The sequence below is a fragment of the Streptomyces sp. PTY087I2 genome (genome assembly GCF_001687325.1).
Lineage (GTDB): Bacteria > Actinomycetota > Actinomycetes > Streptomycetales > Streptomycetaceae > Streptomyces.
On the sequence record NZ_LZRD01000002.1, the window covers coordinates 267,817 to 291,795 of the forward strand.

The 23,979-nt window shown below is 72.7% G+C and carries 19 protein-coding genes; 11 read left to right on the forward strand and 8 right to left on the reverse strand.

Annotation, left to right across the window (positions count from 1 at the left end; translation table 11 throughout):
- Positions 1-8: 8 nt before the first annotated feature.
- Complete coding sequence (locus tag A3Q37_RS03035) at positions 9-2,510, reverse strand: ThuA domain-containing protein (protein WP_255311717.1); 2,502 nt, start codon at positions 2,508-2,510, stop codon at positions 9-11.
- 262 nt (positions 2,511-2,772) lie between these two features.
- Here A3Q37_RS03035 and A3Q37_RS03040 point away from each other — a divergent pair, with 262 nt between their 5' ends.
- Positions 2,773-3,804 carry a multicopper oxidase domain-containing protein gene (locus A3Q37_RS03040; protein WP_065477149.1) on the forward strand — a complete coding sequence of 344 codons (1,032 nt, stop codon included), beginning with the start codon at positions 2,773-2,775 and terminating at the stop codon, positions 3,802-3,804.
- A gap of 7 nt (positions 3,805-3,811) precedes the next feature.
- Here A3Q37_RS03040 and A3Q37_RS03045 read toward each other — a convergent pair whose 3' ends face one another.
- Entirely contained in the window at positions 3,812-6,037 is a 2,226-nt protein-coding gene (locus tag A3Q37_RS03045; RefSeq protein WP_065477152.1) for a DEAD/DEAH box helicase, read from the reverse strand.
- Between the two features lie 324 nt (positions 6,038-6,361).
- Here A3Q37_RS03045 and A3Q37_RS03050 point away from each other — a divergent pair, with 324 nt between their 5' ends.
- The 4 genes from A3Q37_RS03050 to A3Q37_RS38195 all read left to right on the forward strand — a co-directional run bounded on the left by A3Q37_RS03050 (position 6,362) and on the right by A3Q37_RS38195 (position 11,045).
- Positions 6,362-7,156, forward strand: a complete 795-nt coding sequence (locus A3Q37_RS03050; protein WP_065477154.1) for a VOC family protein — start codon at positions 6,362-6,364, stop codon at positions 7,154-7,156.
- Positions 7,157-7,262: 106 nt separating this feature from the next.
- Complete coding sequence (locus A3Q37_RS03055; RefSeq protein WP_065477347.1) at positions 7,263-7,520, forward strand: WhiB family transcriptional regulator; 258 nt, start codon at positions 7,263-7,265, stop codon at positions 7,518-7,520.
- Between the two features lie 142 nt (positions 7,521-7,662).
- A complete protein-coding gene (locus A3Q37_RS37585; RefSeq protein ID WP_255311718.1) occupies positions 7,663-8,244 on the forward strand; it encodes a hypothetical protein in 582 nt (193 codons plus the stop codon).
- Positions 8,241-11,045: a hypothetical protein gene (locus A3Q37_RS38195; RefSeq protein WP_304364736.1), complete on the forward strand. Its 2,805-nt coding sequence runs from the start codon at positions 8,241-8,243 to the stop codon at positions 11,043-11,045. Before A3Q37_RS37585 ends, A3Q37_RS38195 begins: the two co-directional genes overlap by 4 nt.
- Before the next feature lie 66 nt (positions 11,046-11,111).
- On the opposite strand, the gene A3Q37_RS03065 is transcribed toward A3Q37_RS38195, so the two are convergent.
- The 4 genes from A3Q37_RS03065 to A3Q37_RS03080 all read right to left on the reverse strand — a co-directional run bounded on the left by A3Q37_RS03065 (position 11,112) and on the right by A3Q37_RS03080 (position 16,973).
- Positions 11,112-12,086 (reverse strand): acyl-ACP desaturase, encoded by a 975-nt coding sequence (locus tag A3Q37_RS03065; protein WP_065477156.1) that lies wholly within the window; start codon positions 12,084-12,086, stop codon positions 11,112-11,114.
- A gap of 117 nt (positions 12,087-12,203) precedes the next feature.
- The gene (locus tag A3Q37_RS03070; RefSeq protein WP_065477158.1) at positions 12,204-14,567 is read right to left on the reverse strand and encodes an excinuclease ABC subunit UvrA; all 2,364 of its coding nucleotides are present in this window, start codon (positions 14,565-14,567) and stop codon (positions 12,204-12,206) included.
- Between the two features lie 140 nt (positions 14,568-14,707).
- A complete protein-coding gene (locus A3Q37_RS03075) occupies positions 14,708-16,339 on the reverse strand; it encodes an ABC-F family ATP-binding cassette domain-containing protein (RefSeq protein WP_065477160.1) in 1,632 nt (543 codons plus the stop codon).
- Positions 16,340-16,556: 217 nt separating this feature from the next.
- A complete protein-coding gene (locus A3Q37_RS03080) occupies positions 16,557-16,973 on the reverse strand; it encodes an SsgA family sporulation/cell division regulator (protein WP_079137629.1) in 417 nt (138 codons plus the stop codon).
- Positions 16,974-17,181: 208 nt separating this feature from the next.
- On the opposite strand from A3Q37_RS03080, the gene A3Q37_RS03085 reads away from it, so the two are divergent.
- The gene (locus A3Q37_RS03085) at positions 17,182-18,300 is read left to right on the forward strand and encodes an oxidoreductase (protein ID WP_065477164.1); all 1,119 of its coding nucleotides are present in this window, start codon (positions 17,182-17,184) and stop codon (positions 18,298-18,300) included.
- A gap of 83 nt (positions 18,301-18,383) precedes the next feature.
- Here A3Q37_RS03085 and A3Q37_RS03090 read toward each other — a convergent pair whose 3' ends face one another.
- Positions 18,384-18,680, reverse strand: a complete 297-nt coding sequence (locus A3Q37_RS03090) for a YciI family protein (RefSeq protein ID WP_065477167.1) — start codon at positions 18,678-18,680, stop codon at positions 18,384-18,386.
- Between the two features lie 126 nt (positions 18,681-18,806).
- On the opposite strand from A3Q37_RS03090, the gene A3Q37_RS03095 reads away from it, so the two are divergent.
- The 3 genes from A3Q37_RS03095 (at position 18,807) to mmpA (ending at position 20,220) form a co-directional block, all read left to right on the forward strand.
- The gene (locus tag A3Q37_RS03095) at positions 18,807-19,499 is read left to right on the forward strand and encodes an endonuclease V (RefSeq protein WP_065477169.1); all 693 of its coding nucleotides are present in this window, start codon (positions 18,807-18,809) and stop codon (positions 19,497-19,499) included.
- Positions 19,500-19,548: 49 nt separating this feature from the next.
- A complete protein-coding gene (locus tag A3Q37_RS03100) occupies positions 19,549-19,986 on the forward strand; it encodes a glutaredoxin domain-containing protein (RefSeq protein WP_065477171.1) in 438 nt (145 codons plus the stop codon).
- Between the two features lie 90 nt (positions 19,987-20,076).
- On the forward strand, positions 20,077-20,220 hold the full coding sequence (mmpA, locus tag A3Q37_RS37090; protein ID WP_176711331.1) for a morphogenic membrane protein MmpA: 144 nt from the start codon (positions 20,077-20,079) through the stop codon (positions 20,218-20,220).
- Positions 20,221-20,252: 32 nt separating this feature from the next.
- On the opposite strand, the gene A3Q37_RS03105 is transcribed toward mmpA, so the two are convergent.
- Positions 20,253-21,443: a trans-acting enoyl reductase family protein gene (locus A3Q37_RS03105; protein ID WP_065477173.1), complete on the reverse strand. Its 1,191-nt coding sequence runs from the start codon at positions 21,441-21,443 to the stop codon at positions 20,253-20,255.
- A gap of 209 nt (positions 21,444-21,652) precedes the next feature.
- Between A3Q37_RS03105 and A3Q37_RS03110 the strand changes: the two genes are divergently transcribed.
- Together A3Q37_RS03110 and A3Q37_RS03115 are read left to right on the forward strand one after the other, a co-directional pair.
- Positions 21,653-22,792: a CaiB/BaiF CoA-transferase family protein gene (locus tag A3Q37_RS03110; RefSeq protein WP_065477175.1), complete on the forward strand. Its 1,140-nt coding sequence runs from the start codon at positions 21,653-21,655 to the stop codon at positions 22,790-22,792.
- A gap of 8 nt (positions 22,793-22,800) precedes the next feature.
- The gene (locus tag A3Q37_RS03115; protein WP_065477177.1) at positions 22,801-23,943 is read left to right on the forward strand and encodes an acyl-CoA dehydrogenase family protein; all 1,143 of its coding nucleotides are present in this window, start codon (positions 22,801-22,803) and stop codon (positions 23,941-23,943) included.
- Positions 23,944-23,979: the final 36 nt, after the last annotated feature.

Here is a 23,979-nt window from a genome sequence, read left to right on the forward strand (position 1 = left end):
ACGTGGTCTCACTTCGCCGCCTTATCCACGAGATCCGCGGCGGCCGGCGTCGCGCCGCCGCCCTTGTACGAGACGCGCCACAGCGCGGACTTGGAGTCGGAGGTGAAGAAGCCGCGCCCGTAGTCCAGGACGTACAGCGAACCGTCCGGCGCGAACTTCCAGTCCATGAGGTTGCGGATGCCGTCGTTGCCGACCGGGATGATCTTCTTCAACGACTCGGCGTGCGTGGGCAGTCCGCCCTTGCCGACCGTCTTCGGGTCGGTGAGCACGGCGTGCCGGGGCTGGGTGTCGTCGTAGAAGTCGCCGACGAACCACTTGCCGTCCCAGTAGGCCGGCCACTTGGCGGTGGACTCGCTCTGCGCGTCGTACCGGTAGACCGGGCCGTTCATCGTGGCCTGCCCGCCGCCCTTGAGCCAGGGCAGCAGCTCCTTGCCCTCCTCCGTCTTGTAGCTCGGTACGCCGTTCTCGTCGCGCGGGTAGTCGACCCCGCCGCCCTGCGGCGAGTACCAGATGGTGTTCGGGGTCACCGGCGGCAGCTTGACCAGGCCGTCGTTGTTCGGCGACTCGTTCTTCGGGGCGTCGCAGTCGTACCAGCCCAGCGGCTTCGTCGGGTCCGGCAGATTGCGGTCCCGGTAGGGCTGGTTGTTGCCCATGCAGAACGGCCAGCCGTGGTTGCCCGCCTTGGTGATCGCGGCGAACGTGTCGTACTTCGCCGGACCCCAGGTGGTGGACGGCGCCCCCGCGTCGGGGCCGACCCAGCCCGCGTACAGCGTGTCCGTCGACTTGTCGATCGAGATACGGGCCGGGTTGCGCACGCCCATCACATAGATCTCGCCGCGCGTCTTGCCGCCGCCCTCGTCCGGCTCCTCACCGGTGAAGAGGTTGCCGGAGGGCAGGGTGTACGTGCCGTCGTCCTCCGGGTGGATCCGCAGGATCTTCCCGTTCAGGTTGTTGGTGTTGCCCGCGGTGCGCCGGGCATCCGCGAAGGAGACGCCCTTGTAGTTCGGCTGCGGGTTGTTTCCGGAGTAACCGTCGCTGAAACCGGAGGAGTTGTTGTCACCGGTCGCGATGTACAGGTTGCCCTTCGAGTCCCACGCCATGCCGCCGCCCGCGTGGCAGCAGCTGTTGATCTGCACCGGCCAGTCCAGCAGCACCTTCTCCGAGGCCAGATCCAGCGTGTTCGTCGCCGGGTCGAAAGTGAAGCGGGAGACCTGACGGGTCGCCATACGCTTGTCGCGGTCGATCTTCGCGTGCGGCGTGTAATGCAGATAGACCCAGCCGTTGGACGCGAAGTCCGGGTCCAGCTCGATACCGAGCAACCCCTCCTCGACCTTGACCAGTTCGTCGCCGCCGCCCTTGTTGCCGAAGACGTCCAGCGCACCGGCCAGGGTGACCTTCTTCGTCGCCGGGTCGTAGACGTGGATCTCGCCCTTGCCCTTGCCGATGTCCGGGTCGTTCCAGTCGATGACGACCGGGACCGAGCTGTCGGCCCCGCCGCGCCCGATGTAGAAGACCCGCCCGTCCGGCGCGGTCACCAGCCCGTGCGGCTCGCCGATCTGGTCGTTCTGGCCCGGCTGGTTGGGCTCGGTGACCCGCTCCGCGGTGTAGTTCGAGGTGATCGTCGCCTTGCAGTCGGCCTGTGAGGTCCGGTTCGTCCAGGAGAGCGCGCCGCGCAGATGGTCGCGGAAGTCGGTCTCCGCGAAGCTGTCCGCCGTACCGCCCATCGCCGTGTAGAAGGACCGGCCGCCGTCGTAGTCGCGGCACCAGGAGACCGGGTGGTCCCAGCCGTTGGCGCTCGCACCCGGGCTGTACGTCAACTCCCGTACGCGCGCCACGGTGTGGACGTCACCGGACGGGTTCTTCGTCCAGTTCAGCCACTTGTCGGGGCGCTTCCACTCCAGCGGCAGGCTCTTCGTGGCCGGGTGGACCCGGTCCCCGATCTCGACGGTCGCCCGCTGCACGGACGTCGGGCTGTTCGCCGCCGGGCGGGCCCCGACCAGACCGGTGAACCAGTCGGAGTACGGCTCGGTGCGCGCCGCGTCATGGATGCCGAGGAAGCCGCCACCCGCCTCCATGTACGCCTCCAGGCCCGCCTCCTGCTCCGGATCGAGGACGTCGCCCCCGCCGGTCAGGAAGACGACGGCGTGGAAGGAGCCGAGCCGCTTGCCGTTGGTGAAGACCTTCGGGTCGGCGGTGGCCACGGTGGTGAACCGCTGGGCCTCCGGACCGGTGAGCCCGATCTTCTCGATCGCCGCGATCCCGGCGTCGGTGTACGGGGCCTCGTCACCCGCCGACGCGTGGAACACCAGCACCTTCACCTGGTTCTGCGCGCCCGGCGGAGACGGGAGGGACAACGTTGTCGCCATCTTCTCGACCAGGGCCCGGTCCGGCGATGTGTCCGCGTTGGCCGGGCCTCCGCCGCCCAGCATGGACACGGTCAGTGCGCCGGCCGCCACGGCCGCCGCGAGGCCGCGTCGTGATCTGGACCGGTGATGTGATGCGCGCTGCATGTGGTCACCCACCCCTCTGTGGTCACTGCACCTCTCGGTGACTGTGGGTCGCTAACTCTTCTGCCTTGCCTCTGTGTTGACTGCGACAGCGCACGAAGCTAGACCTCTTTTCATGGTCCGCCAATAGCTACGGCAGCAATCGCACGAACTTTGTCCTGAGTGTGGATAAACGCTGGGTCCCCGGCTACGGTGTGGCCCGTTCCGGGGTGCATCCAGCCCCTCGCGCTTCCGCCAGTCCCGTTACCGCAGTGGGGAGTTCGACATGGACCGCAGGACCTTCAGCCGGCGGATGCTGGTCGGCGGCGCAGCCGCGGCCGCGACCGGAGTGACATCGTTGTCGCTGGGCGCGGTGGAAGCAAGCTCGGCGGAGAACCCGCCGCGCACGGCCCCGGCGGGCGGCGTCACACGCCGACTGAAGATGTACGCCGAGAAGCTGCCCAACGGCGAGCTGGGCTACGGCTTCGAGAAGGGCAAGGCCTCGATCCCCGGCCCCCTCATCGAGCTGAACGAGGGCGACACGGTCCACATCGAGTTCGAGAACCTCACCGACGTCGACGCCAGCCTCCATGTGCACGGCGTGGACTACGACATCGCCAACGACGGCACCCGGATGAACAAGAGCCACGTCGAGCCCGGCGGCACCCGGACGTACACCTGGCGCACACATGCCCCGGGCCGCCGCAAGGGCGGCACCTGGGAGCCGGGCAGTGCGGGCTACTGGCACTACCACGACCATGTCGTCGGCACGGACCACGGAACCGGCGGGATCCGCAAGGGGCTGTACGGACCGGTCGTGGTCCGCCGCAAGGGCGACATCCTGCCGGACCAGACGTGCACGGTCGTCTTCAACGACATGACGATCAACAACAAGGCGGAGCACAACAGCGTCAACTTCGAGGCCACGGTGGGTGACCGGCTCGAATTCGTGATGATCACGCACGGCGAGTACTACCACACCTTCCACATCCACGGTCACCGCTGGGCGGACAACCGCACCGGTCTGCTGACCGGCCCCGACGACCCCAGCCGGGTCATCGACAACAAGATCTGCGGACCCGCCGACTCCTTCGGCCTCCAGATCATCGCGGGCGAACGCGTGGGCGCGGGCGCGTGGATGTACCACTGCCACGTCCAGAGCCACTCGGACATGGGGATGGCGGGACTGCTGCTGGTCAAGAAGCCGGACGGCACGATCCCGGGGTACGAGCCGCACCACCACACGGCCGGTGGAACGGAGAAGAAGGGCGCCGAGGACAAGGGCGAGGGCAAGTCAACTGCTGAGCACCAACACTGATGACCCGTCACTCCGACGGGCGGGCCAGCCGCTGCTGCTCCTCCTCGACGATGCGCCGGGCCAGCTCGGCGTCGGAGACGTCCACCGCGTCCGGGGTGGTCTCCGCGAGATCGCTGCGCCGGGCGTACGCGTCGAAGAGCCGGTCCTTGCGGGCCAGCAGCTCCACCAGGCGCTGGTCGACGCTGTCCGTGGCCAGCAGCCGGTGCACCTGGACCGTGCGCACCTGCCCCATCCGGTGCGCGCGGGCGACTGCCTGGTGTTCCAGCGTCGGCTTGATCTGCGGCTCGCACAGGATGACCACGGAGGCGGCCTGCATGTTCAGCCCGGTCCCGCCCGCCTGGATCTGGCTCAGCAGCACCGCGTGTCCCTCCACCCCGGAGAAGGCGTCCACCAGCTCCTGCCGCCGGGCCGGCGGGACGCTCCCGGAGAGCGGCCCGAAGACCTCCGGCCCCAGGGCCTCGCCGACCGCCGCGAGGACATCGCGGAAGTAGGAGAAGACGACCACCTTCAGCCCGTTGTCCCGGGCCTCGTCGACGAGTTCGCGCAGCCGCTCCAGCTTGGCGGAGGTCGCGGGCACGGCGTAGGCGGCCCGGCGCATCCGCATGAACCGCCCGGAGGCGACCGCCTCGCGGTAGGCCTCCCGGTCCTCGGCTCCAAACTCCTCCCACTCGTCCACCTGCACCAGCGCCGGGAGTTCGGCCAGCACGTCCACCTGGTTGCGGCGCAGATAGGCGGGGGCGACGGCCCGGCGGAAGGCCCGCGAACCGGCCGCGCCGTGCGTGGAGCTGACCGACGGCGCGAGTTCGGGGCGCAGTTGGCGTACCAGACTGCGGAACTCCTCCACCCGGTTCTCCATCGGGGTGCCGGTCAGGAACAGCACCCGCTCCACCTGCTCCGCCCACCCGGCGACCGCCCGGGACCGGCGGGCCTCGGGATTCTTCACGAAGTGGGCCTCGTCAACCACCAGCATCCCGGGCCGCACCTCGGCCGCCGCTCCCTCGGGCAGCAGATGCAGCGCGTCGAAGGTGGTCACCGCCACCCCGCCCGTCTCACGCCAGTCCGCGAAGGCCTCGACGCGCTCCGCCCCGTGCACCGGAACGGCGCGCAGGGTGGAGCGGGCCCGGAGCTCCCGGGTCCAGTTGATCAGCACACTCGCCGGGCACACCACGAGGAAGTGGGTCTCGCCCCGGGCGGCGAGATGGGCGAGGGCCGCGATGGCCTGGACGGTCTTGCCGAGGCCCATCTCGTCCCCGATGATCACCCGCTTCTGCGCCAGCGCGAACCGCGCCCCGAACGCCTGGTAGCCGCGCAGGGACACCCGCAGCCGCGTGTCGTCGAGCCGCAGCGCCCGCACCCGGTCCGCGATCCCGGCGGGCAGGAACCCCTCGGCGGCGTCCCGGTCCGGACCGCTGCCCGACAGCTCGGCGAGCAGGCTGTAGTACTCGGCGGACCGCAGCTCGAAGTCCACCCAGGCCTCGGCGGGCGACGCCGGGGAGCGCAGCAGGTCGGCCGACGCCTGCGCGAAGAGCACCGGCAGCTCCCGCTCCACCGCGTCCGCCACCGCCGACCGCACCGCGTCCAGCGCCTCCCGTACCCGCGCCCGGGACCGCCGCCCGGCGAACAGCATCCGCAGCCGGCTCCCGCCCGGCGCGGCCGTCTCCACCCGGGGGCCCAGCAGTTCGGCCAGCCGCCGGGCCGCGTCCACCGCGCGCCGCGCGTCCGCACCGGCCACGACCAGCCGGTGCAGGGCGATCACCAGCGCGGTGCTCGAATCGTCCGGGGCGTCCACGTCGATCCGCACCGAGACGGTGTCGCGCACCGCGTGGGCGATCTGCCCGGCGGCGGCCAGCGCCTGGTCGGCGGTGTGCGCCCCGACCCCGGGAATCTGCCGCAGCTCGTAGCGGTCCGTGCCGTGGACCTGCCCGACCGTGGCGAGCCCGGCCTGCTCCAGCGCCCCGAGCCGCAGCCGCCCCTCCGTGACGTCCTTGAGCCGGGAGACGGGGATGTGCGCCAACTCCTGCCCCACCAGGGAGTCGAGGAGCGGATCGAGCACGGAACGTACGGCGGCCACGGCGTTCGCCCGGTCCGCCGGCACGGCACGGGCGCTCTCCAGCAGCCGCTCCGCCCGCGCCAGCAGCTCACGGGCCGCGCCACCGGTCGGCACCGGGCCCCCGGCGGCCCCGCGCGCGAGTGTTCCGCCGGCCGAGCCGCCCGCCGCCCCGCTCTGGTTCATGTACGTCCTTCTGTTCCCGAGGGGTGTCGCACCCGCCCCGGGCCCCGCTCCGCCAGCCTTCCCGCCATCGTGCCACGCCCCACCGACAGCCCCGGCCCGGTCCGCCCCGACCGCCGCACGACGCGCCGGTCCAACGCTTCGCCCCGGCAGCCCCGCGCTGCCTACCCTGGGCCGCACGGCGGACGCGGTCACCGTCGGCCGGCCACGCCCCGGTCGGCCCCGCACGGACTGCGGATGTCAGTGCCCGGTGCAAGACTCGGAACGGAAGGAACCACCCGGCAGCACACGACGAGCAGGATCCCCGGATCGACTGAGGAGCACGCCATGATCAGCCCCACCTTCCTCGACGGAGCACCCAACTGGGTCGATCTCGGCACCCCTGATCTCGACGGGGCCACCGCCTTCTACCGGGGGCTGTTCGGCTGGGACCTGATCCCCGGCGGCCCCGAGGTGGGGGGCTACGGGATGCTCACCCTGGACGGACGGTATGTCGGCGGGGTGATGACGGTGCCCGAGGAGGAAGCGCCGAGCGCCTGGTCGGTGTCCTTCCAGTCGCCCGACGTCGACGCCACCGCCCGGGCGGTCACCGAGGCGGGCGGCAGCGCCGCGTTCGAAGTGATGGACGTCCTCGACTACGGCCGCATGGGCGGCTTCACGGACCCGGCCGGCGCGTACTTCGCGGTGTGGCAGCCGAAGGAGCACCCCGGCTTCGGCGTGATCCAGGAGCCGAACGCGTTCCTCTGGGCCGAGCTCTACACCCCCGACGTCCCGGCGGCGGCCGCGTTCTTCGGGACCGTCTTCGGCTGGGGGACCGACGAGATGAAGGTGGAGGGCTCCGACTACACCTACACCACGGTCCACCCGGCCGGTGCGGGGCCCGACGCGTCCTTCGGCGGTCTGGTCAGGATGGGCGACGTACCGTCCGAGGCCGCCCGCGGCCCCCACTGGCTGCCGTATTTCGACGTGGCCGACGTCGACGCCATCGTGGCCGAGGCGAAGCGGCTCGGCGGCAGGGAGACGCTGGCCGCCATGGAGGTGCCCGGCGTCGGCAAGATGGCCAATGTCGCCGATCCGTACGGGGCGGTCTTCGCGGTGATGAAGCCCGAGCCGAGGCAGTAGCGCGGGGGCAGTCGCGGCGAGGAGGTCGGCGGGGGCGGCGGGGCGTCCTCGCTCGATTGATGAATCGTTGATCGGTTGTTTATCGCCACCGGGCAGCGTGTGCTCCATGCTGATCAACACCGTGACCGACGACGACGCACTCGCCTGGCAGGAGACCGCGTTGTGCGCGCAGGCCGGGCCCGAGTTCTTCTTCCCGGCCCCGGGCAGTTCGACCCGCGAGGCCAAGCAGCTCTGCAACGCCTGCGAAGGGCGGCTGGCCTGCCTGGAGTACGCACTCGCCAACGACGAGCGGTTCGGCGTCTGGGGCGGGCTCTCGGAGAAGGAGCGCGAGCGGCTGCGCAGAGAAGGCCGCGACCGGGGCTGACCGCCCTGCGGTCTGTCGCCGAACTGCCGCCTGCCGCCCGCCGCCCGGCACGTACGCTCGCCGCGTTGCCGAGATGCCCCGGGCCGCACGCACGCCCCGTAAACCCCTGGGGCGTCCGGCCCGTGCCCGGCACAATCGGGCCATGACCGACGCCTCGCCGCTCGCCCTCGCCGCCGCCCTCCTCGACGCGCTCGAACCGCTGCCGTACACGGAGCGCATGGGCGAACTGGCCGTGCGGGCACGCAGACTGGCCGCCCAGGGGGCGTTGCGCGGCGTCCTCGACGAACTGGGGGACGGCGACCCGTACGAGCGCCGGATCGCGGTCATCGCCGCCGCGGTCGCCCGCGACGCCGAGTGGACCGGCGCACGTCTCGCCGACGAGGACACCGTCGTGCGCGGGCACGCCCTGCGTGCGGGGCGGGCCCTCGGGGTGCCGGACACGGCGTACGAGAGCGCCTTCGCCGACGCGCCCGCCGCCGTGCGCCGCCACCTCGTCCGGGCGATCGTCGCCGACCGCCGTACCGCGCTCGCCGACCGGCTGGTCGTCGCGGCACGCGACACGTACGGCGACATCGAGGCGGCCCGCCTGCTGCCCGGCTGCTCGGCTGCTCGGCCACCACGGTCGCCGCCCTGCTGCCGGAGCTGCGCCGCTCGACGGACTGCTGGTCCTCGCTCGGCCACCACCGCCCCGGACCGCTCCTGGACTCCGCCGAGGAGGAGTTGACCGGTCTCCCCGCTGCCGCGCGGGACGCCTGGTGGCGGGACGACGGGCACGTCCGGGGCATCGCCGCCGCCGTCCCGGCGCTCCCGCACCGGGTGCTCGACCTCCTCGAACGGTTCGGCCCCACCCGCCTCCCGGCCGCTCTGCACGGCCCCCTCGGGCGTCTCGTCGCCGCCGACCCGGCCCGGGTCGCCCGCCTCGCCATCAGGCCGGACACCTGTACGCGGCTGCACCGGGCGCTGAGCGGCACCCAGCTGCGCCGCCTCGCCCGCGCCCTGCCGGATGCGCTCCTCGTCGAACTGGGCCGCGGCACGCCGGACGCGCTGCCCCGGCTCCTGCGCGCCCTGCCGCCCGCCCGCCGCGCCGCACTCCAGGAGGCGGTCACCGAGGGCCGGGGCGAGGGAGCGTCCGGGACCACCGTCGACACCGGGCTGCTGGACGCGCTGCCCCGCAACCGGGTCGCCGCCGTCGCCCGGCGGCTGGCGGAGCGGGCGCGTGAGCGAGGGGCCGCCGCGGCCGTCCTCCTCGCCACGTCCTACCTCCCCTTCGACGAGGGGCGCGCACCGCTGCTGGCCGCCACCCGAGGGCCCGTCGCCGACGACCGGGCCACGGCCTGGTCGCTGCTCGTCGGCAGCGCCGGACGCTCCGGAGACCCGGCGGTCGTCGCCGCCGTGCTGGAGGAGCTGCTGCGCCTGCGCAACGAGCAGGACCCGGTCCGCTCCGCCGCCCTCACCGCCCTGGCCGGGATGAAACCCGCCCTCTTCACCGACGCGGTGGAACCCCTGCTCGACCGCGTCGCCGCCGACGCCGTGGAGGCCCGCGACTCGTCCTCGGCCACCCGGTCCGCCCTCGGCCGCCTGGCCGTCGGCGTGCTGCGCGAGCACGCGGTGACCGGACAGCGCGACCTGCTCAACTGGGCGCTGCGCACCCTGGTCCGTATCACCGGCAGCAGCGGCAGCGCCGACTTCGGCCGCCTGGACCGGACCCTGCGCAGGGGCCAGGAGCACACGGTGTTCGAGGCGCTGCGGCCCTGGCTGGAAGCGGGCGCGGAACGCTCCGACTACGGACTCGTCCTGGCGCTCGCCCGCGCCCTGGGCCGTCGCGCCGACGCGCTGCCAGGACTCCAGGAGCTGCTGTGGCAGGCCGTGAACTACGGCGAGCCCTCGGCCGCCCGCAGCGCCGCCGGTCTCTGGCTCCGGGCCCCGGCCGGCCGCGACGAGCGGGTCGAGCGGCTGCTCGCCCGGCATCCGTCGGCCGTCGCGCTCCCGGAGGTCCGGCGCGTCGTGACGCACCGGCGGACGGACCTGCTGGAGGGCTGCCTCGACGGGACGCCGCCCCGGGGCCGGTTCCTGGCACCCGGTGCGTCCTGGACGGTCGAGGTCGCCGGGGCTGAGCGGTGGACGCCCCGCCAGCAGCGTGCGGCCCAGCGCGCGGTGGAGCGCACGGTGGCGGACGAGAAGCTGCCGCTGTACCTGCGCACCGCCGCCCTGGACCGCCTCGCCCGCATACCCGGGCGGGGCGCCGACGCCGTACGGCCCTGGACCGACGACGAGGACGTGGTGATCGCCGAGGCCGCGCTCGCCGCCCTCAACCGCACCGACCGGCCCGCCGACGCCCTGTCCGACCTGCTCGCCCACGCCGGCGACGACCGGGCGCGCGTCGCGATGTACGCGGCGGGCCGGGCCGCCGCGCACACCCGGCCCTCCCGGCTGGCCCCGCTGCTGGCCGCCCGTACGGCCCCCGGCACCGGCAAGGTCACCAGCCGCAAGGAGGTGGTCCGTCTCGCCGCCGAGCTGCTGCCCCGCGCGGAGGCGGCAGCCCTCCTCGCCGACGCGTACGGGCAGCCGGATCAGCACGTCGACGTACGGGCCGCCTGTGTCGCCGCGGGGACGCCGCTCCTCGGCGACGTACGCATGTGGGAGGTGGCCGAGGACGCGGCGGGCGGCGAACGCGCGTTGCGGGTCGCGGTGTTGCGGGCCCGTCCGACGGAGCTGGCCCCGGACCTGCGACCGCGCTACGCCCGGCTGGTCCAGGACCTGTGCCGCACCGGCGACGACACCCTGGCCGCCCTCGCCCACACCGCGCTCGTCCCCTGGCTGCCCTGGGCGCCGCACGCGGCGGCGGTCCTGGTCGAGGCGGTCACCGACCTGGACCGGCGCGGTAGGTGGCGCTCGGCCGCCGACGCGCTCGTGGACGCCGCCCTGACCGTCCCGGACACGACCCGGGCCCTGATCCGCGCCCTGTCCCTGCTGGCCACGGGCGAGACGGCGGACGACGCGGGGGCGGAGCGGGACCGGCCCGCCCGCCGGCGGATCGGCCATCTGGCCAGGACGCTGTCGCTGCGGTCCGGGCCGAACAACCGGCAGAGCGCGGGCGTGCTCGCCGAGGCAGGCCGGACCCTGGCCACCCACCGCGACCTCGTGCCGGACGCCGTCGCCCTGCTCGCGCGCTCCCTGGACCTGGCGGCGGACCCGGATCCGCTGCACGCGGAGCTGGTCGCGCTCGCCGCCCTGCACACCGGCCGCCCGGCGCTCGCCGCCAGGACCGCGCAGACCGTCGGCCGGCGGGTGGCCGGATACCGGGGTGCGGAGACCGGCGACCCGGACACGCTGCTGCTCGTCGTCGCACGGCTGGCGGCGACGGGGGACCCGGCCGAGGGGCTGCTCGCCGCCGAACTGACCGTGGCGTGCGGTCTGCGGACCGGGTGGACCGGGGCGTGGCGCACCCAGCTGCGGATGCTCCGCCAGCACCCCTCGGACGACGTACGCGATGTGGCGTACGCCGAGGCCACCGCCGAGGAGTGAAGCTCCCCCGTCCCGGGCGCTGAGCGGAGCGCCTGGGACGGGGGAGAGACGAGGGAGGGGGCGGGATCAGGCGCGGCCGCGCGCCGCCATCCGGGCCTTGCGGGCGGCGAGCTTCTCGTCGAACTTCGCCGCTTCCGTGTCCAGCCCGCCCATGTACAGACCGAGCTCCTCCTGCGCCTTCGCGCCTTCCGGGCCGAGCCCGTCGATGCTCATGACCTTCAGGAAGCGCAGCACGGGCTGGATCACGTCGTCGTGGTGGATGCGCATGTTGTAGATCTCGCCGATCGCCATCTGCGCGGCGGCCCGTTCGAAGCCGGGCATGCCGTGTCCGGGCATCCGGAAGTTGACGACGACGTCCCGCACGGCCTGCATGGTCAGGTCCGGGGCCAGCTCGAAGGCGGCGCCCAGAAGGTTGCGGTAGAAGACCATGTGGAGGTTCTCGTCGGTCGCGATCCGGGCCAGCATCCGGTCGCAGACCGGGTCGCCGGACTGGTGGCCGGTGTTGCGGTGCGAGACGCGGGTAGCCAGCTCCTGGAAGGCGACGTACGCCACGGAGTGCAGCATCGAGTGCCGGTTGTCCGACTCGAAGCCCTCCGCCATGTGCGCCATGCGGAACTGCTCCAGCTTGTCCGGGTCCACGGCGCGCGAGGTCAGCAGATAGTCGCGCATCACGATGCCGTGGCGGCCCTCCTCGGCGGTCCAGCGGTGCACCCAGGTGCCCCACGCGCCGTCGCGGCCGAAGAGGGAGGCGATCTCGTGGTGGTAGCTGGGGAGGTTGTCCTCGGTGAGGAGGTTCACCACGAGAGCGATCTTGCCGATGTCGGTGACCTTGGACTGGTCCGCGGCCCAGGCCTCGCCGTCCTCGAAGATGCCGGGGAAATTCCGGCCGTCGGAGAACGGCACGTACTCGTGGGGCATCCAGTCCTTGGCGACCTTGAGATGGCGGTTCAGTTCCTTCTCCACCACCTCTTCCAGCGCGTACAGCAGTTGGGCGTCGGTCCACGCCTTCGAACTGCCGAGGTGGGGAGAGGTGATCGTCACGGGGAGCTCCTGGGGACGGGAGAATTACCTACGGCTTCGTAGGTTACGAGACCGTAGGTTAAGGCGACCGTAAGGGCAAAGCCAAGCCCGGCCCCGGGGGCGGTCGATCACGTACCGTTATCGGTGCAGCTCGTGGCGGGCCTCCCGGGGCCCTGGGAGGTCGCCGGGCGGCTCTGCCAGGCCCGGATCCCGCCGCAGATACTCGGCGGTAACCGAGGTGCGGTCCGCCAGCAGCCCCCTCGGTGTGCCCTCGAAGACCAGCTCGCCGCCCTTCTTCCCGCCGTCCGGACCGAGGTCGATCACCCAGTCCGCCCGCTTCACCACCTCCAGGTTGTGTTCCACGCACACCACGGTGTTCCCCGCGTCCACCAGCCGGTCCAGCAGATCCACCAGCGCCCCCGTGTCGGCCAGGTGCAGCCCGGTCGTCGGCTCGTCCAGGACGTACACACTGGCGGTGCGGTGCAGCTGGGTGGCGAGCTTGATCCGCTGGCGCTCGCCGCCCGAGAGCGTGCTGAGTGGCTGCCCGAGCGTGAGGTAGGTCAGGCCGACCTCGTCGAGCGTCCGCAGTTTCCGCAGCAGCGCCCGGTCCTCGAAGAGCCCGACCGCTTGCGCCGCCGTCATCTCCAGCACATCGACGATGGACCGGCCGCCGACCCGGTGCTTCAGCACGTCGTCGTGGAACCGGCGGCCCTCGCACTCCGGGCAGGTCGTGGTGACCGGGTCCATGAACGCCAGGTCGGTGGAGATCTCCCCGCGCCCGGAGCAACCCGGGCAGGCCCCGGCCGAGTTGAAGCTGAACAGCCCGGCGTCGACGCCGTTCTCGCGGGCGAAGACCTTGCGGATGGTGTCCAGTGCGCCGATGTACGAGGCCGGGGTCGAGCGGGACGAGGCGGTGATCGGGCTCTGGTCGATGACCACGGCTTCGGGGTGGGCGGCCGTGAACACCCGTGAGACCAAAGTCGACTTGCCCGAACCCGCGACCCCGGTCACCACGGTCAGCACCCCGGCCGGGAACGACACGTCCAGCCCCTTGAGGTTGTGCAGATCGGCTCCCCGCACCGGGAGTTGGCCGGTGGGGGAGCGGAACTCGCTCTTGAGCGGGGTGCGTCGGCGCAGCGACCGGCCGGTCAGCGTGTCCGAAGCGCGCAGTCGGTCGAACGGCCCCTCGAAGACGATGTGCCCGCCCTCCGAACCCGCTCGCGGCCCCATGTCGACGATGTGGTCCGCCACCGCCATCACATCCGGGTCGTGCTCGACGGCCAGCACCGTGTTGCCCTTGTCGCGCAGCCGCACCAGCAGATCGCCGAGCCGCCCGACGTCCCGGGGGTGCAGCCCCACGCTCGGCTCGTCGAAGACGAAGGTCAGCCCGGTCAGCGAACTCCCCAGGTGCCGAACCATCTTGAGCCGCTGCCCCTCGCCGCCCGACAGGGTGGACGTCTCCCGGTCCAGACTGAGATAGCCGAGCCCGATCCCCACGAGCCGCTCCAGCCGCTCCCGGGCCGCCGCCGCGACGGGCCCGCCCACCGGATCGTCGATCCGCGCCAGTACGCCGACCAGATCGGCGACCTCCATCCGCCCGTAGTCGGCCGGCGAGAGCCCGTCGATCCGGGTGGCGAGCGCCGCCGCGTTGAGCCGCGCCCCGCCGCAGGATCCGCAGACCCGCTCCACGGTGAACCGGGCGGCCGCCTCGCGCCGCTTCTCGGAGAGGGAGGAGGTGTCGCGCTTGAGATACAGACGCTCGAAGCGGGTCACGACCCCCTCGAACTTCATGTCCGCCGACCCGGTCCGCAGGTCGAGGCGGACGGTGAACCCCGAACCGTGCAACAGGAGTCGGCGATCCTCCTCGCCGAAATCGGCCAGCGGCAGGTCGTTGTCGAACCGCCCCGATCCGCCGTACAGATTCCACTCCCAACTGCCCACCGACAGACCGGGCAGCAGCAGCGCCCCCTCGTTCAGCGACTTCGACCAGTCGATCGCCCGGTCGAGATCCAGGTGGACCGCGCGCCCCACCCCGTCGCACTCCGGGCACATCCCGGCGGGATCGTTGAACGAGTACGCGGTCGCCCCGCCCGCGCTCGGCATCCCGCACCGGGAGAACAGGACGCGCAGCACCGACCAGATGTCGGTCGCCGTCCCGACAGTGGAGCGGACGTTGCCGCCCAGCGGCTTCTGGTCGATCACGACGGCCACCGACAGATCCTCGACGGACTCGACGTGCGGCCGCTCGTACTTCGGCAGCCGGTTGCGCAGGAACGAGGTGAACGTCTCGTTCAGCTGCCGCTGCGACTCCACGGCGATCGTGTCGAAGACGACCGACGACTTGCCCGAACCGGAAACACCGGTGAAGACGGTGATGCGGCCCTTGGGGATCTTGAGGGAGACATCGCGCAGATTGTTCTCGCGCGCGCCGGTGATGACGATGTCGCGGTGGGCGGAGCCGGGGGTGTACGGCTGCGCGTCGCGGTCGGGGAAGCGATCCATGAGCGCGACGCTAGGCGGGATACCGGACAACTTCTGTCTGCTTTTTCCGGGAGATCCGCGGGCTTTCTCGGGAGATCCGCGGGCGACATTCGTACAAGACCGGGGAGCGGCGTAGGCGACCCCGCCACACGGGTGCCGCCTCACCGCCCCTCCCGTACCGCCTCCGCCGTCGTGTCCCGCAGCCCGCCGTCGAGCCGGAGCCAGCGGGTGATCCCGATCGACTCCAGGAACGGCACGTCGTGGCTCGCCACGATCAGCGCCCCCTCGTACGCCTCCAGCGCCTCGGTCAACCGCCGTACGCTCGCCAGGTCGAGGCTGTTCGTCGGCTCGTCGAGCAGCAGCAGCCGGGGCGCCGGATCGGCCAGCAGCAGCATCGCCAGCGTCGCCCGGAACCGCTCCCCGCCCGACAGGGTCGAGGCCGGACGGTCCGCCGCCGCGCCCTTGAACAGGAACCGCGCCAGCCGCGCCCGCACCGCGTTCTCCGTACGGTCGGGGGCCGCCCGCGCCACGTTCCGTGCCACCGACGACTCCTCGTCCAGCACATCCAGCCGCTGCGGCAGGAACCCCGTCGCCACCCACGGGGTCGCCTCCCCCGAGAGGGGCTTCAGCTCGCCCGCGATCGTCCGCAGCAGCGCCGTCTTGCCCGCGCCGTTACGCCCGGTCAGCGCGATCCGCTCGGGGCCCCGCACCATCAACTCACCGTGCAGCGGCGGCCCGTACGGCGGCACCGGATCGCGCAGCAGCAGTACCTCGCTGCCCGGGTGGACCCGGGTGTCCGGCAGCTCGATCCGGATCTCCTCGTCCTCCCGTACCGCCGACTCCGCCTCGTCCAGGCGCTCTTCGGCCGCCGCCAGCCGCTCGATGTGCAGGATGCGGTGCTTCCCGGCGGACACCTGGGCCGCCCGCTTGCGCTGCCCCATCACGACCTTGGGCTCCCGCTTGGTGTCCCACATCTTCTGCCCGTACCGCCTGCGACGGGCCAACGTGACGTGCGCGGCGGACAGTTCACGCTTCTGCCGCTGTACGTCGGACTCGGCGGCCCGCACCATGCGCCGCGCCGCCTCCTGCTCGACGGCGAGCGCCTCCTCGTACGCCGACAGGTTGCCGCCGTACCAGGTGACCGAGCCCTCGCGCAGATCCGCGATCCGGTCCACCCGCTCCAGCAGCTCCCGGTCGTGGCTGACGACGAGCAGCGCCCCCGTCCAGGCGTCCACCGCGTCGTACAGCCGCCGACGGGCGTACGCGTCCAGGTTGTTCGTCGGCTCGTCCAGCAGCAGCACCCCGGGCCGGTCCAGCAACAGCGCGGCCAGCCGCAGCAGGACGCACTCGCCGCCGGACATCTCCCCGACGGTGCGGTCCAGCCCGATGTGCCCGAGACCGAGCCCGTCCAGCGTGGCGAGGGACCTCTCCTCGATGTCCCAGTCGTCGCCGATCACCGCGAAGTGCTCCGCCCGGACATCGCCCGACTCCACGGCGCCGATCGCCGCGCGCCGCTCGGCGACACCCAGCACCTCGTCGGCCCGCAACGCGGTGTTCAGGACCACGGACTGCGGGAGATGGCCGAGTTCGCCACGGATCCTGACCGTCCCGGAGGACGGGGGCAGTTCACCGGCGATCAGCCTCAACAGGGTCGACTTGCCACAGCCGTTGAGCCCGATGAGCCCGGTGCGGCCGGGGCCCACGGCCAGATCGAAGCCGGTGAAGACCTCGCTGCCGTCGGGCCAGGAGAAGGAGAGGGAGGTACAGCTGATATGGGTGTCGGTGGATGACATACGGAACTCCCGTTGTACGTCGGGGAATGAGCGAGGACGGCTGAAGGAAGCTGAGATCGCACACGGGCGCTCCGGGCCGCGACAGGGCGCGGCGGGCGCTGCACGGTGTGCACAGGACCTCAGATCAGCAACGTCCTACTCCGATCGACGACAACAGGGACGTCTCCGACGGTAGGGCCGGGGCGCGGGCCCGGCAACCGGATTTACGGCCGGGGCGTCAGCGCGGACCGCCGAGGAGATCGGTCAGCCCCCGGTCCAGGTCCAGATACCGGTGCTCGTCGCCGACCGGAACCAGCTCCTGCGCCCGCTGGAGGAAGAGGCGCAGCTCCTCGGTACGCACATGGACCATCGCGATGCCCTCGGGGGCGTGGAACTCCAGCACCGTCCGCTCGTACCCGAACGGCCGGACGCGTACATCGCCCTGCCCGGCGGGGGAGTCCACCCCGGTGGTCAGCAGTTCGCGGGAGAACTCCCAGGACACCTCGGTGCCTTCCAGGGTCGCCGGGGCCGGGAACGCCATGCGTACGGCGAAGGGGTACTGGCGGTCGTAACTGAGCAGGGCGGGCAAGGTCTCCATCCGCGGTGCGGACGCGACCATGCGAGCCTGCACGGACTGCTCGATAACGCTGGACAAGACCTGCTCCCTCTCGCGGCTGGGTGAACGGTTCCCGGCACTGGAGTAGACGACGGAACTCCTCGTTTCGTGCACCGGCGCGCGGCGTGAGCTGCGTCACCGGTTCCGTCCGGCTCCTGCCCGTACCCCCGCGCACCCCCGCTCTCCTGCCCGTTCGACGGCGACGCACCCTGGACGGGCCCCGACGCGTCGGCTAGCTTCCAGCGCCATGAAGGCCATGGGGAAGACGAGACGGCTGATGGCACTGGTGACCGGAGGGGCGGCCCTGGCGGCCGCACTGGTCGCACCGGGCGCACAAGCGGCAGAGGGTGCGGAGAAGAAGACGGCCTCTCAGGAGACCGCCGCCCGCGGGCTCCTGCCCGGCTGGAAGCTCACCGACACCGGCACCGACTCCCGCTTCCGGGGGCTCGCCGCGGTCAGCCGCACCACCGCCTGGGTCGCCGGGTCGAAGGGCACGGTCCTGCGCACCGCCGACGGCGGCCGCACCTGGCGTGACGTGTCACCGCCAGGAGCCGCCGACCTCGAACTGCGGGACATCGAGGCGTTCGACGGCCGCCGGGCCGTCGCCCTGGCCATCGGCGAGGGCGAGGCATCGCGGGTCCTGCGCACCGAGGACGGCGGAGCGACCTGGACCGAGTCCTTCCGGAACACCGACCCCCGCGCCTTCTTCAACTGCCTGACGTTCTTCGACAGCCGGCACGGTCTCGCGGCGGGCGACCCGGTGGACGGGAAGTTCCGGCTCCTGTCCACGGCGGACGGCGGCCGTTCCTGGCGGGTCCTGCCCGACGCAGGGATGCCCGCCGCGCTGCCCGGCGAGGCGGGGTTCGCGGCGAGCGGCCAGTGCCTGGTCAGCTCCGGCGCCAAGGACGTGTGGCTGCCCACGGGTGGAGCGGAGACCGCCCGCGTCCTGCACTCCAAGGACCGGGGCCTGACCTGGACGGCGAGCGCGTCGACCCTTCCGGCGGCCGACCCGGCCCGAGGTGTCTTCGCCGTCGCCTTCCGCGACCGGGCCCACGGCATCGCCGTCGGCGGCGACTACCGCCCCGACCAGGCATCCCCGAAGGCGGCCGCCGTCACCGGGAACGGCGGCCGCACCTGGCGGCAGTCCGCCACCCCGCCGCCCGCCTACCGCTCCGGCGTCGCCTGGCTCCCGTACAGCCGCACCGCCGCCCTGGCCGTCGGCCCGACGGGCACCGACCTCACCCTGGACGCCGGCCGCACCTGGCGCACGGTCGACCCCGGCTCGTACGACACCGTCGACTGCACCCCCGACCTCGGCTGCTGGGCGGCGGGCGAGAAGGGACGGGTGGCGCGGCTGGGCTTCTGACGCCGGGGCCTCAGGAGGCGTCGAGCACCTCGCGCAGCCGCGCGGCGAACTCGTCGAGGAAGCCGCCGTGCGGCTGCCGCCCGCTACGGCAGTCGCTGCTGGTACGGCGCGAGCGCGGGCGCCGTCTTGGTGGCGATGAACTCGGTGATCCGGTACGCGCACACGCCGTGCGCGGCGAACGGGTCGGCCGCCGCGGTCTTCTCGATCGCCGCCCGGTCGTCCCCGACGGCCAGGATCACGCCGCCGTCCCGGGGGTTCTTGCGGCCCGAGGCGACGAAGACACCGGCTGCGTACTGCTCGTCGAGCCAGGCGATGTGCTCCGTCATCAGCGCGTCGACGCGCTCGACCGGGGCCGTGTAGGTCAATTCGAGTACGAACATGATCGTCAGGCTACGGGATCCGGGCCGCCGCGCTTCCGGACCGGCCCCCGCGCCGACGGCCCGACCTGCGGGTCTCGAAGTCCGCCGGGAACGGTACGGGCCTCGTCACCGCATAAGCTTCCCGGTATGACGAGCTCCCCCGCCCCCGCCCACGAGACCCCCGCCGACGAAGCCGAGGGCCGGGCGATCCAGGACCGGCTGCGTGACCGGGTGATCCTGGACGAGGCGGGACCGGAGCCCGGGACCGGCCTGGTCACCGGGGTGGACGTGGCCTACGACGACGAGAAGGACGTCGTCGTCGCGGCGGCCGTGGTGCTGGACGCCGCGACGCTGGAGACCGTCGAGGAGGCCACCGCCGTCGGCACGATCGCCTTCCCGTACGTCCCCGGGCTGCTGGCCTTCCGGGAGATCCCGACGGTGCTGGAAGCCCTGGAGGAGCTGAGCGTCGACCCCGGCCTCGTCGTCTGCGACGGCTACGGGCTTGCGCACCCGCGCCGCTTCGGGCTCGCCAGCCACCTGGGCGTGCTCACCGGACTGCCGGTGATCGGCGTCGGCAAGAACCCGTTCACGTTCACCTACGAGGCCCCCGGCCCCCGGCGCGGCGACTTCTCCCCGCTGCTGGACGGCGAAGAGGTGGTCGGCCGCGCGCTGCGCACCCGGGAGAACACCAGCCCGGTGTTCGTCTCGGTGGGCCACCGCATCAGCCTCGACAACGCCTGCGCCCACACGCTCCGCCTCGCCGGCCGCTACCGCCAGCCCGAGAGCACCCGCCGGGCGGACGCCCTGTGCCGGCAGACCCTGCGGGAAGCGACCGCCTGACGCACACCGCCGGAAGAAGCACGACGGACCGGCGGTAGCGTGCGTCGTCATGAGACGCGTGTGGAGGGTGCCGGCCCTGTTCCTGCTCGGCGGAGCGGTCGCCGCGACGGGGCTCGCCCTCGGCGGCGACCTGGCCATGGCGGCCGTACTCCTGGCGCTGTTCACGCTGTTCGCCGTCCTGCACTCGCCCCTGATCTTCCCGGGGCCGGTCCCCGCCGCCGAGGCCCGGCGCCGCAGCGCCGCCGACGGCAGCCCGGTCGTCTACTGGCGGCCGGGCTGCGCCTACTGCCTGCGGCTGCGTCTCCGGCTGGGGCGTGACGCCGCCCGGCTGCACTGGGTGAACATCTGGCGCGATCCGGAGGGCGCGGCCGCGGTACGGGCCGCCACCGGCGGGGACGAGACCGTGCCGACCGTCGTCGTCGCGGACCGGCCGCACATCAACCCGGACCCCGCGTGGGTACGCCGGCAGCTGCCGCCACGGTCTTGATCGTCCCGGAAGTGGAACAGCGTGGAACAGTCCTGCAACTGAGTACCCGTACGGATGGCATGGATCCGTGCGGCTGGGCAGTCTGAACACATGAACGCCTCTCGCACGGCCGTCCGCCCCGCGCCCTTCGGCCCCGCCCAGCGCCGCATGGCCCTCGGCATGCTCCTCGGCAGCGCCCTCGGTCTCGTCTGGCTGGGCGCGATGCTCTACACGCTGGCCGGCTGGATCTTCTAGGCCCCGGCCGCCCGGCCCGCCCGAGGCGTCGGCTACCGCACCGCCGCGACCCGGAACCGCAGCCCCGCCGCCGTCAGCCGGTCCAGCAGCGCGTCGCCCATCGCCACCGCCGTGGTGACCTGCCCGGAGGTCTCCGGCAGCTCGTCCAGGGCCAGGCACACCGCCGACTCGGCGAGGATCTTCGCCGTCTCGCCGTAACCGGGGTCGCCGCCGGACACCTCGGTGAAGACGCGTCGCCCGCCGCCCTCGCCGACGAACCGGACGGTGAACCAGCTCCGCCCGCGGCGCGCCTCGTCCGGCCCCTGCCCCGGCTCGTAACGGCTCATCAGCCACTCCCGTACGCCTTCCACCTGTGCGGCCGCGACCAGCCCGCCGATCGCCACCGGGGCACCGAGGGCCATGGGCAGCGTCTTGACCGAGGCGAAGTGGCGGTAGCGGAAGTCGGGGCCGTACCGCTCCAGGGCCCGCGCCGAGCGGCCCACGATCGTCGGGTCGACCGTCGGCAGCGGCAGCGCCCAGGTGCCGGTCTCCCCGCTGAAGTGCGGGGTGCCCGCGGGCGTGCGGACCCGTCGGCCGACCAGGCGCGGCTCGTGCAGCCGGCGCTCCCGGGCGGCGGCCAGCATCTGCGGACCCCGGCCCATCGCGGTCAGCGCCGAGGCGAACGTACCGCCGGAGAACACCGCGTTGGTGCGGACGAAGCCGTCGACGGCCAGGGGCACGTCCTCCGGCAGCTGCTTGACGGTGAAGTACGCCCCCAGATCGTGCGGTACGGAGTCGAAACCGCAGGCGTGCACGATCCGCGCCCCCGTCTCCCGGGCCCGGGCGTCGTGCTCCAGATACATCCGGTCGATGAACTCCGGCTCGCCCGTGAGGTCCACGTAATCCGTCCCGGCCTCCGCGCAGGCGGCGACGAGCTTCTCGCCGTAACGCAGGTACGGCCCCACGGTCGTGGCCACCACCCGGGTGGAGGCGGCCAGTTCGGCCAGCGCCTCCGCGTCGTCCGCGTCGGTCTCCAGCAGCGGCAGCTCCGCGCAGGCCGGGGCGATCTCCGTCAGCCGCTCGCGCAGCCTCTCCAGCTTGGTCCGGCTGCGCCCGGCCAACGCCCAGCGCAGACCGGCGGGGGCGTGGGCCGCCAGATACTCCGCCGTGAGCGCCCCCACGAAGCCGGTGGCACCGAAGAGGACCACGTCCAAGGGGCGTGTCGCGTCGTTCTGCCTGTTCACGAGTACCTCCGGCTGGGGGACGGGTGCCGACGTGGCAGGCAGAGGGTAGCGGAGAGCGCCGTGGCGGCGTACGGCCGGGCGGGCCCGATGCGAGAGGATCGGAGGAAAGAGCTAAGCGCTTGCTCGGCCCGAGGGGTTGTGCGGAGCCCGGGACGTTCTTAGCATCACAGGTGTTACATCGGTTGTGTCACACCCCTGGGGGCTCACAGATGGCGAAAGGCCCAACACCCGGGCACGGTCCGCTGACCGGTGTCCGGGTCGTCGAGCTGGCGGGCATCGGCCCCGGACCGTTCGCCGCGATGCTGCTGGCGGATCTCGGGGCCGACGTCGTCCGCGTCGACCGGCCCGGCGGCGCGGGCCTCGGCATCGATCCCGCGCACGATCTCACCAACCGCAACAAACGCTCCGTCCTCCTGGACCTCAAGAGCGCCGAGGGGCCGGCCCGCGTCCTGGACCTCGTCGAACGCGCCGACATCCTCGTCGAGGGCTACCGCCCCGGCGTCGCCGAACGCCTCGGCGTCGGCCCCGACGCCTGCCTCGCCCGCAACCCGAAGCTCGTCTACGGCCGGATGACCGGCTGGGGCCAGGACGGGCCGCTCGCCGACCGCGCGGGCCACGACATCGCCTACATCGCGCTCACCGGCACCCTGTCCATGATCGGCAGCCCGGACGAACCGCCCACCGTCCCCGCCAACCTGGTCGGCGACTACGCGGGCGGCTCGCTCTACCTCGTCGTCGGCGTCCTCGCCGCCCTCCAGCACGCCCGCGCCCACGGCGAGGGGCAGGTCGTCGACGCCGCCATCGTGGACGGCGCCGCCCATCTCGCCACGATGATCCACGGCATGCTCGCCGCCGGAAGCTGGCAGGACCGGCGCGGCGCGAACCTCCTCGACGGCGGCTGCCCGTTCTACGGCACCTACGCCACCTCCGACGGCGGCCACATGGCCGTCGGCCCGCTGGAAGGCCAGTTCTACGCCGAGTTCGTCCGGCTCCTCGGCATCGCGGACGCCTTCCCCGACCGGTGGGACCTCGCCCGCTGGGACGAGCTGCGCGCCGCCGTCACCGAACGCTTCCTGACCCGTACGCGCGCCGAGTGGACCGAGGTCTTCGCCGGCACCGACGCCTGCGTGGCCCCCGTCCTCTCGCTCACCGAGGCCCCGCACCACCCGCACCTCGCCGCCCGCTCCACCTTCGTCGAGCACGGCGGCCGGACCCAGCCCGCCCCCGCCCCGCGCTTCTCGGCCACCCCCGTCTCCGTACGCACCGGGCCCGCGACGCCCGGCGCGGACACGGAGGCCGTGGCGGCCGACTGGGACGTACCGGGGCTCCGGCCCATCCCCCGAGACTAGGAGACCCCGTGCAACGGCAGATCTTCACCGAGGAGCACGACGCGTTCCGCGAGACCGTCCGGGCCTTCCTGGCCAAGGAGGTCCTCCCGTACTACGAGCAGTGGGAGCGGGACGGCATCGTCTCCCGCGAGGCCTGGCTCGCCGCCGGGCGGGCGGGGCTGCTGGGCCTGGCCGTCCCGGAGGAGTACGGGGGCGGCGGCAGCGACGACTTCCGCTACAGCGCGGTCCTCGCCGAGGAGTTCACCCGGGCCGGGGCCGCCGGGCTCGCGATCGGCCTGCACAACGACATCATCGGCCCCTACCTCACGGGCCTGGCCACCGACGAGCAGAAGCGCCGCTGGCTCCCCGGCTTCTGCTCCGGCGAGACCATCACCGCCATCGCCATGACCGAGCCGGGCGCGGGCTCCGACCTCCAGGGCATCCGCACCACCGCCGAGGACAAGGGCGACCACTGGCTGCTCAACGGCTCCAAGACCTTCATCTCCAACGGCATCCTCGCCGACCTCGTCATCGTCGTCGCCAAGACCACCCCCGAGGGCGGGGCCAAGGGGCTCTCCCTCATCGTCGTCGAGCGCGGCGCGGAGGGCTTCGAGCGCGGCCGCAACCTCGACAAGATCGGCCAGAAGTCCCAGGACACCGCCGAGTTGTTCTTCAACGACGTCCGCGTCCCCAAGGAGAACCTCCTCGGCGAGCTCGACGGCGCGTTCATCCACCTGATGACCAACCTCGCCCAGGAGCGCATGGGCATAGCGGTCGCCGGGATCGCCGCCGCCGAACACCTGCTGGAGATCACCACCCAGTACGTCAAGGAGCGCGAGGCCTTCGGACGTCCGCTGGCCAAGCTCCAGCACGTCCGGTTCGAGATCGCGGAGATGGCCACCGAGTGCGCCGTCACCCGGACCTTCCTCGACCGGTGCATCGTCGACCACTCCGACGGGATGCTGGACGCCGTCCACGCCTCGATGGCCAAGTGGTGGGCCACCGAGCTCCAGAAGCGCGTCGCCGACCGCTGCCTCCAACTCCACGGCGGCTACGGCTACATGAGCGAGTACAAGGTCGCCAAGGCCTTCACCGACGGCCGTATCCAGACCATCTACGGCGGCACGACCGAGATCATGAAGGAGATCATCGGCCGCTCGCTGCTCGCCTGACGACCTCCCCGCCCGCCCTCTCCACCACCCTCGAAA

Excerpts from the sequence above, each read along its gene's own strand:
- A3Q37_RS03090 (WP_065477167.1), bottom strand. The coding sequence starts at position 18,680 with ATGTTCGTACTCGAATTGACCTACACGGCCCCGGTCGAGCGCGTCGAC.
- A3Q37_RS03050 (WP_065477154.1), top strand. The coding sequence starts at position 6,362 with ATGATCAGCCCCACCTTCCTCGACGGAGCACCCAACTGGGTCGATCTC.
- mmpA (WP_176711331.1), top strand. The coding sequence starts at position 20,077 with ATGAACGCCTCTCGCACGGCCGTCCGCCCCGCGCCCTTCGGCCCCGCC.
- A3Q37_RS03110 (WP_065477175.1), top strand. The coding sequence starts at position 21,653 with ATGGCGAAAGGCCCAACACCCGGGCACGGTCCGCTGACCGGTGTCCGG.
- A3Q37_RS03070 (WP_065477158.1), bottom strand. The coding sequence starts at position 14,567 with ATGGATCGCTTCCCCGACCGCGACGCGCAGCCGTACACCCCCGGCTCC.
- A3Q37_RS03045 (WP_065477152.1), bottom strand. The coding sequence starts at position 6,037 with ATGAACCAGAGCGGGGCGGCGGGCGGCTCGGCCGGCGGAACACTCGCG.
- A3Q37_RS03035 (WP_255311717.1), bottom strand. The coding sequence starts at position 2,510 with ATGCAGCGCGCATCACATCACCGGTCCAGATCACGACGCGGCCTCGCG.
- A3Q37_RS03085 (WP_065477164.1), top strand. The coding sequence starts at position 17,182 with ATGAAGGCCATGGGGAAGACGAGACGGCTGATGGCACTGGTGACCGGA.
- A3Q37_RS03095 (WP_065477169.1), top strand. The coding sequence starts at position 18,807 with ATGACGAGCTCCCCCGCCCCCGCCCACGAGACCCCCGCCGACGAAGCC.
- A3Q37_RS03100 (WP_065477171.1), top strand. The coding sequence starts at position 19,549 with ATGAGACGCGTGTGGAGGGTGCCGGCCCTGTTCCTGCTCGGCGGAGCG.
- A3Q37_RS03075 (WP_065477160.1), bottom strand. The coding sequence starts at position 16,339 with ATGTCATCCACCGACACCCATATCAGCTGTACCTCCCTCTCCTTCTCC.
- A3Q37_RS03055 (WP_065477347.1), top strand. The coding sequence starts at position 7,263 with ATGCTGATCAACACCGTGACCGACGACGACGCACTCGCCTGGCAGGAG.
- A3Q37_RS37585 (WP_255311718.1), top strand. The coding sequence starts at position 7,663 with ATGACCGACGCCTCGCCGCTCGCCCTCGCCGCCGCCCTCCTCGACGCG.
- A3Q37_RS03040 (WP_065477149.1), top strand. The coding sequence starts at position 2,773 with ATGGACCGCAGGACCTTCAGCCGGCGGATGCTGGTCGGCGGCGCAGCC.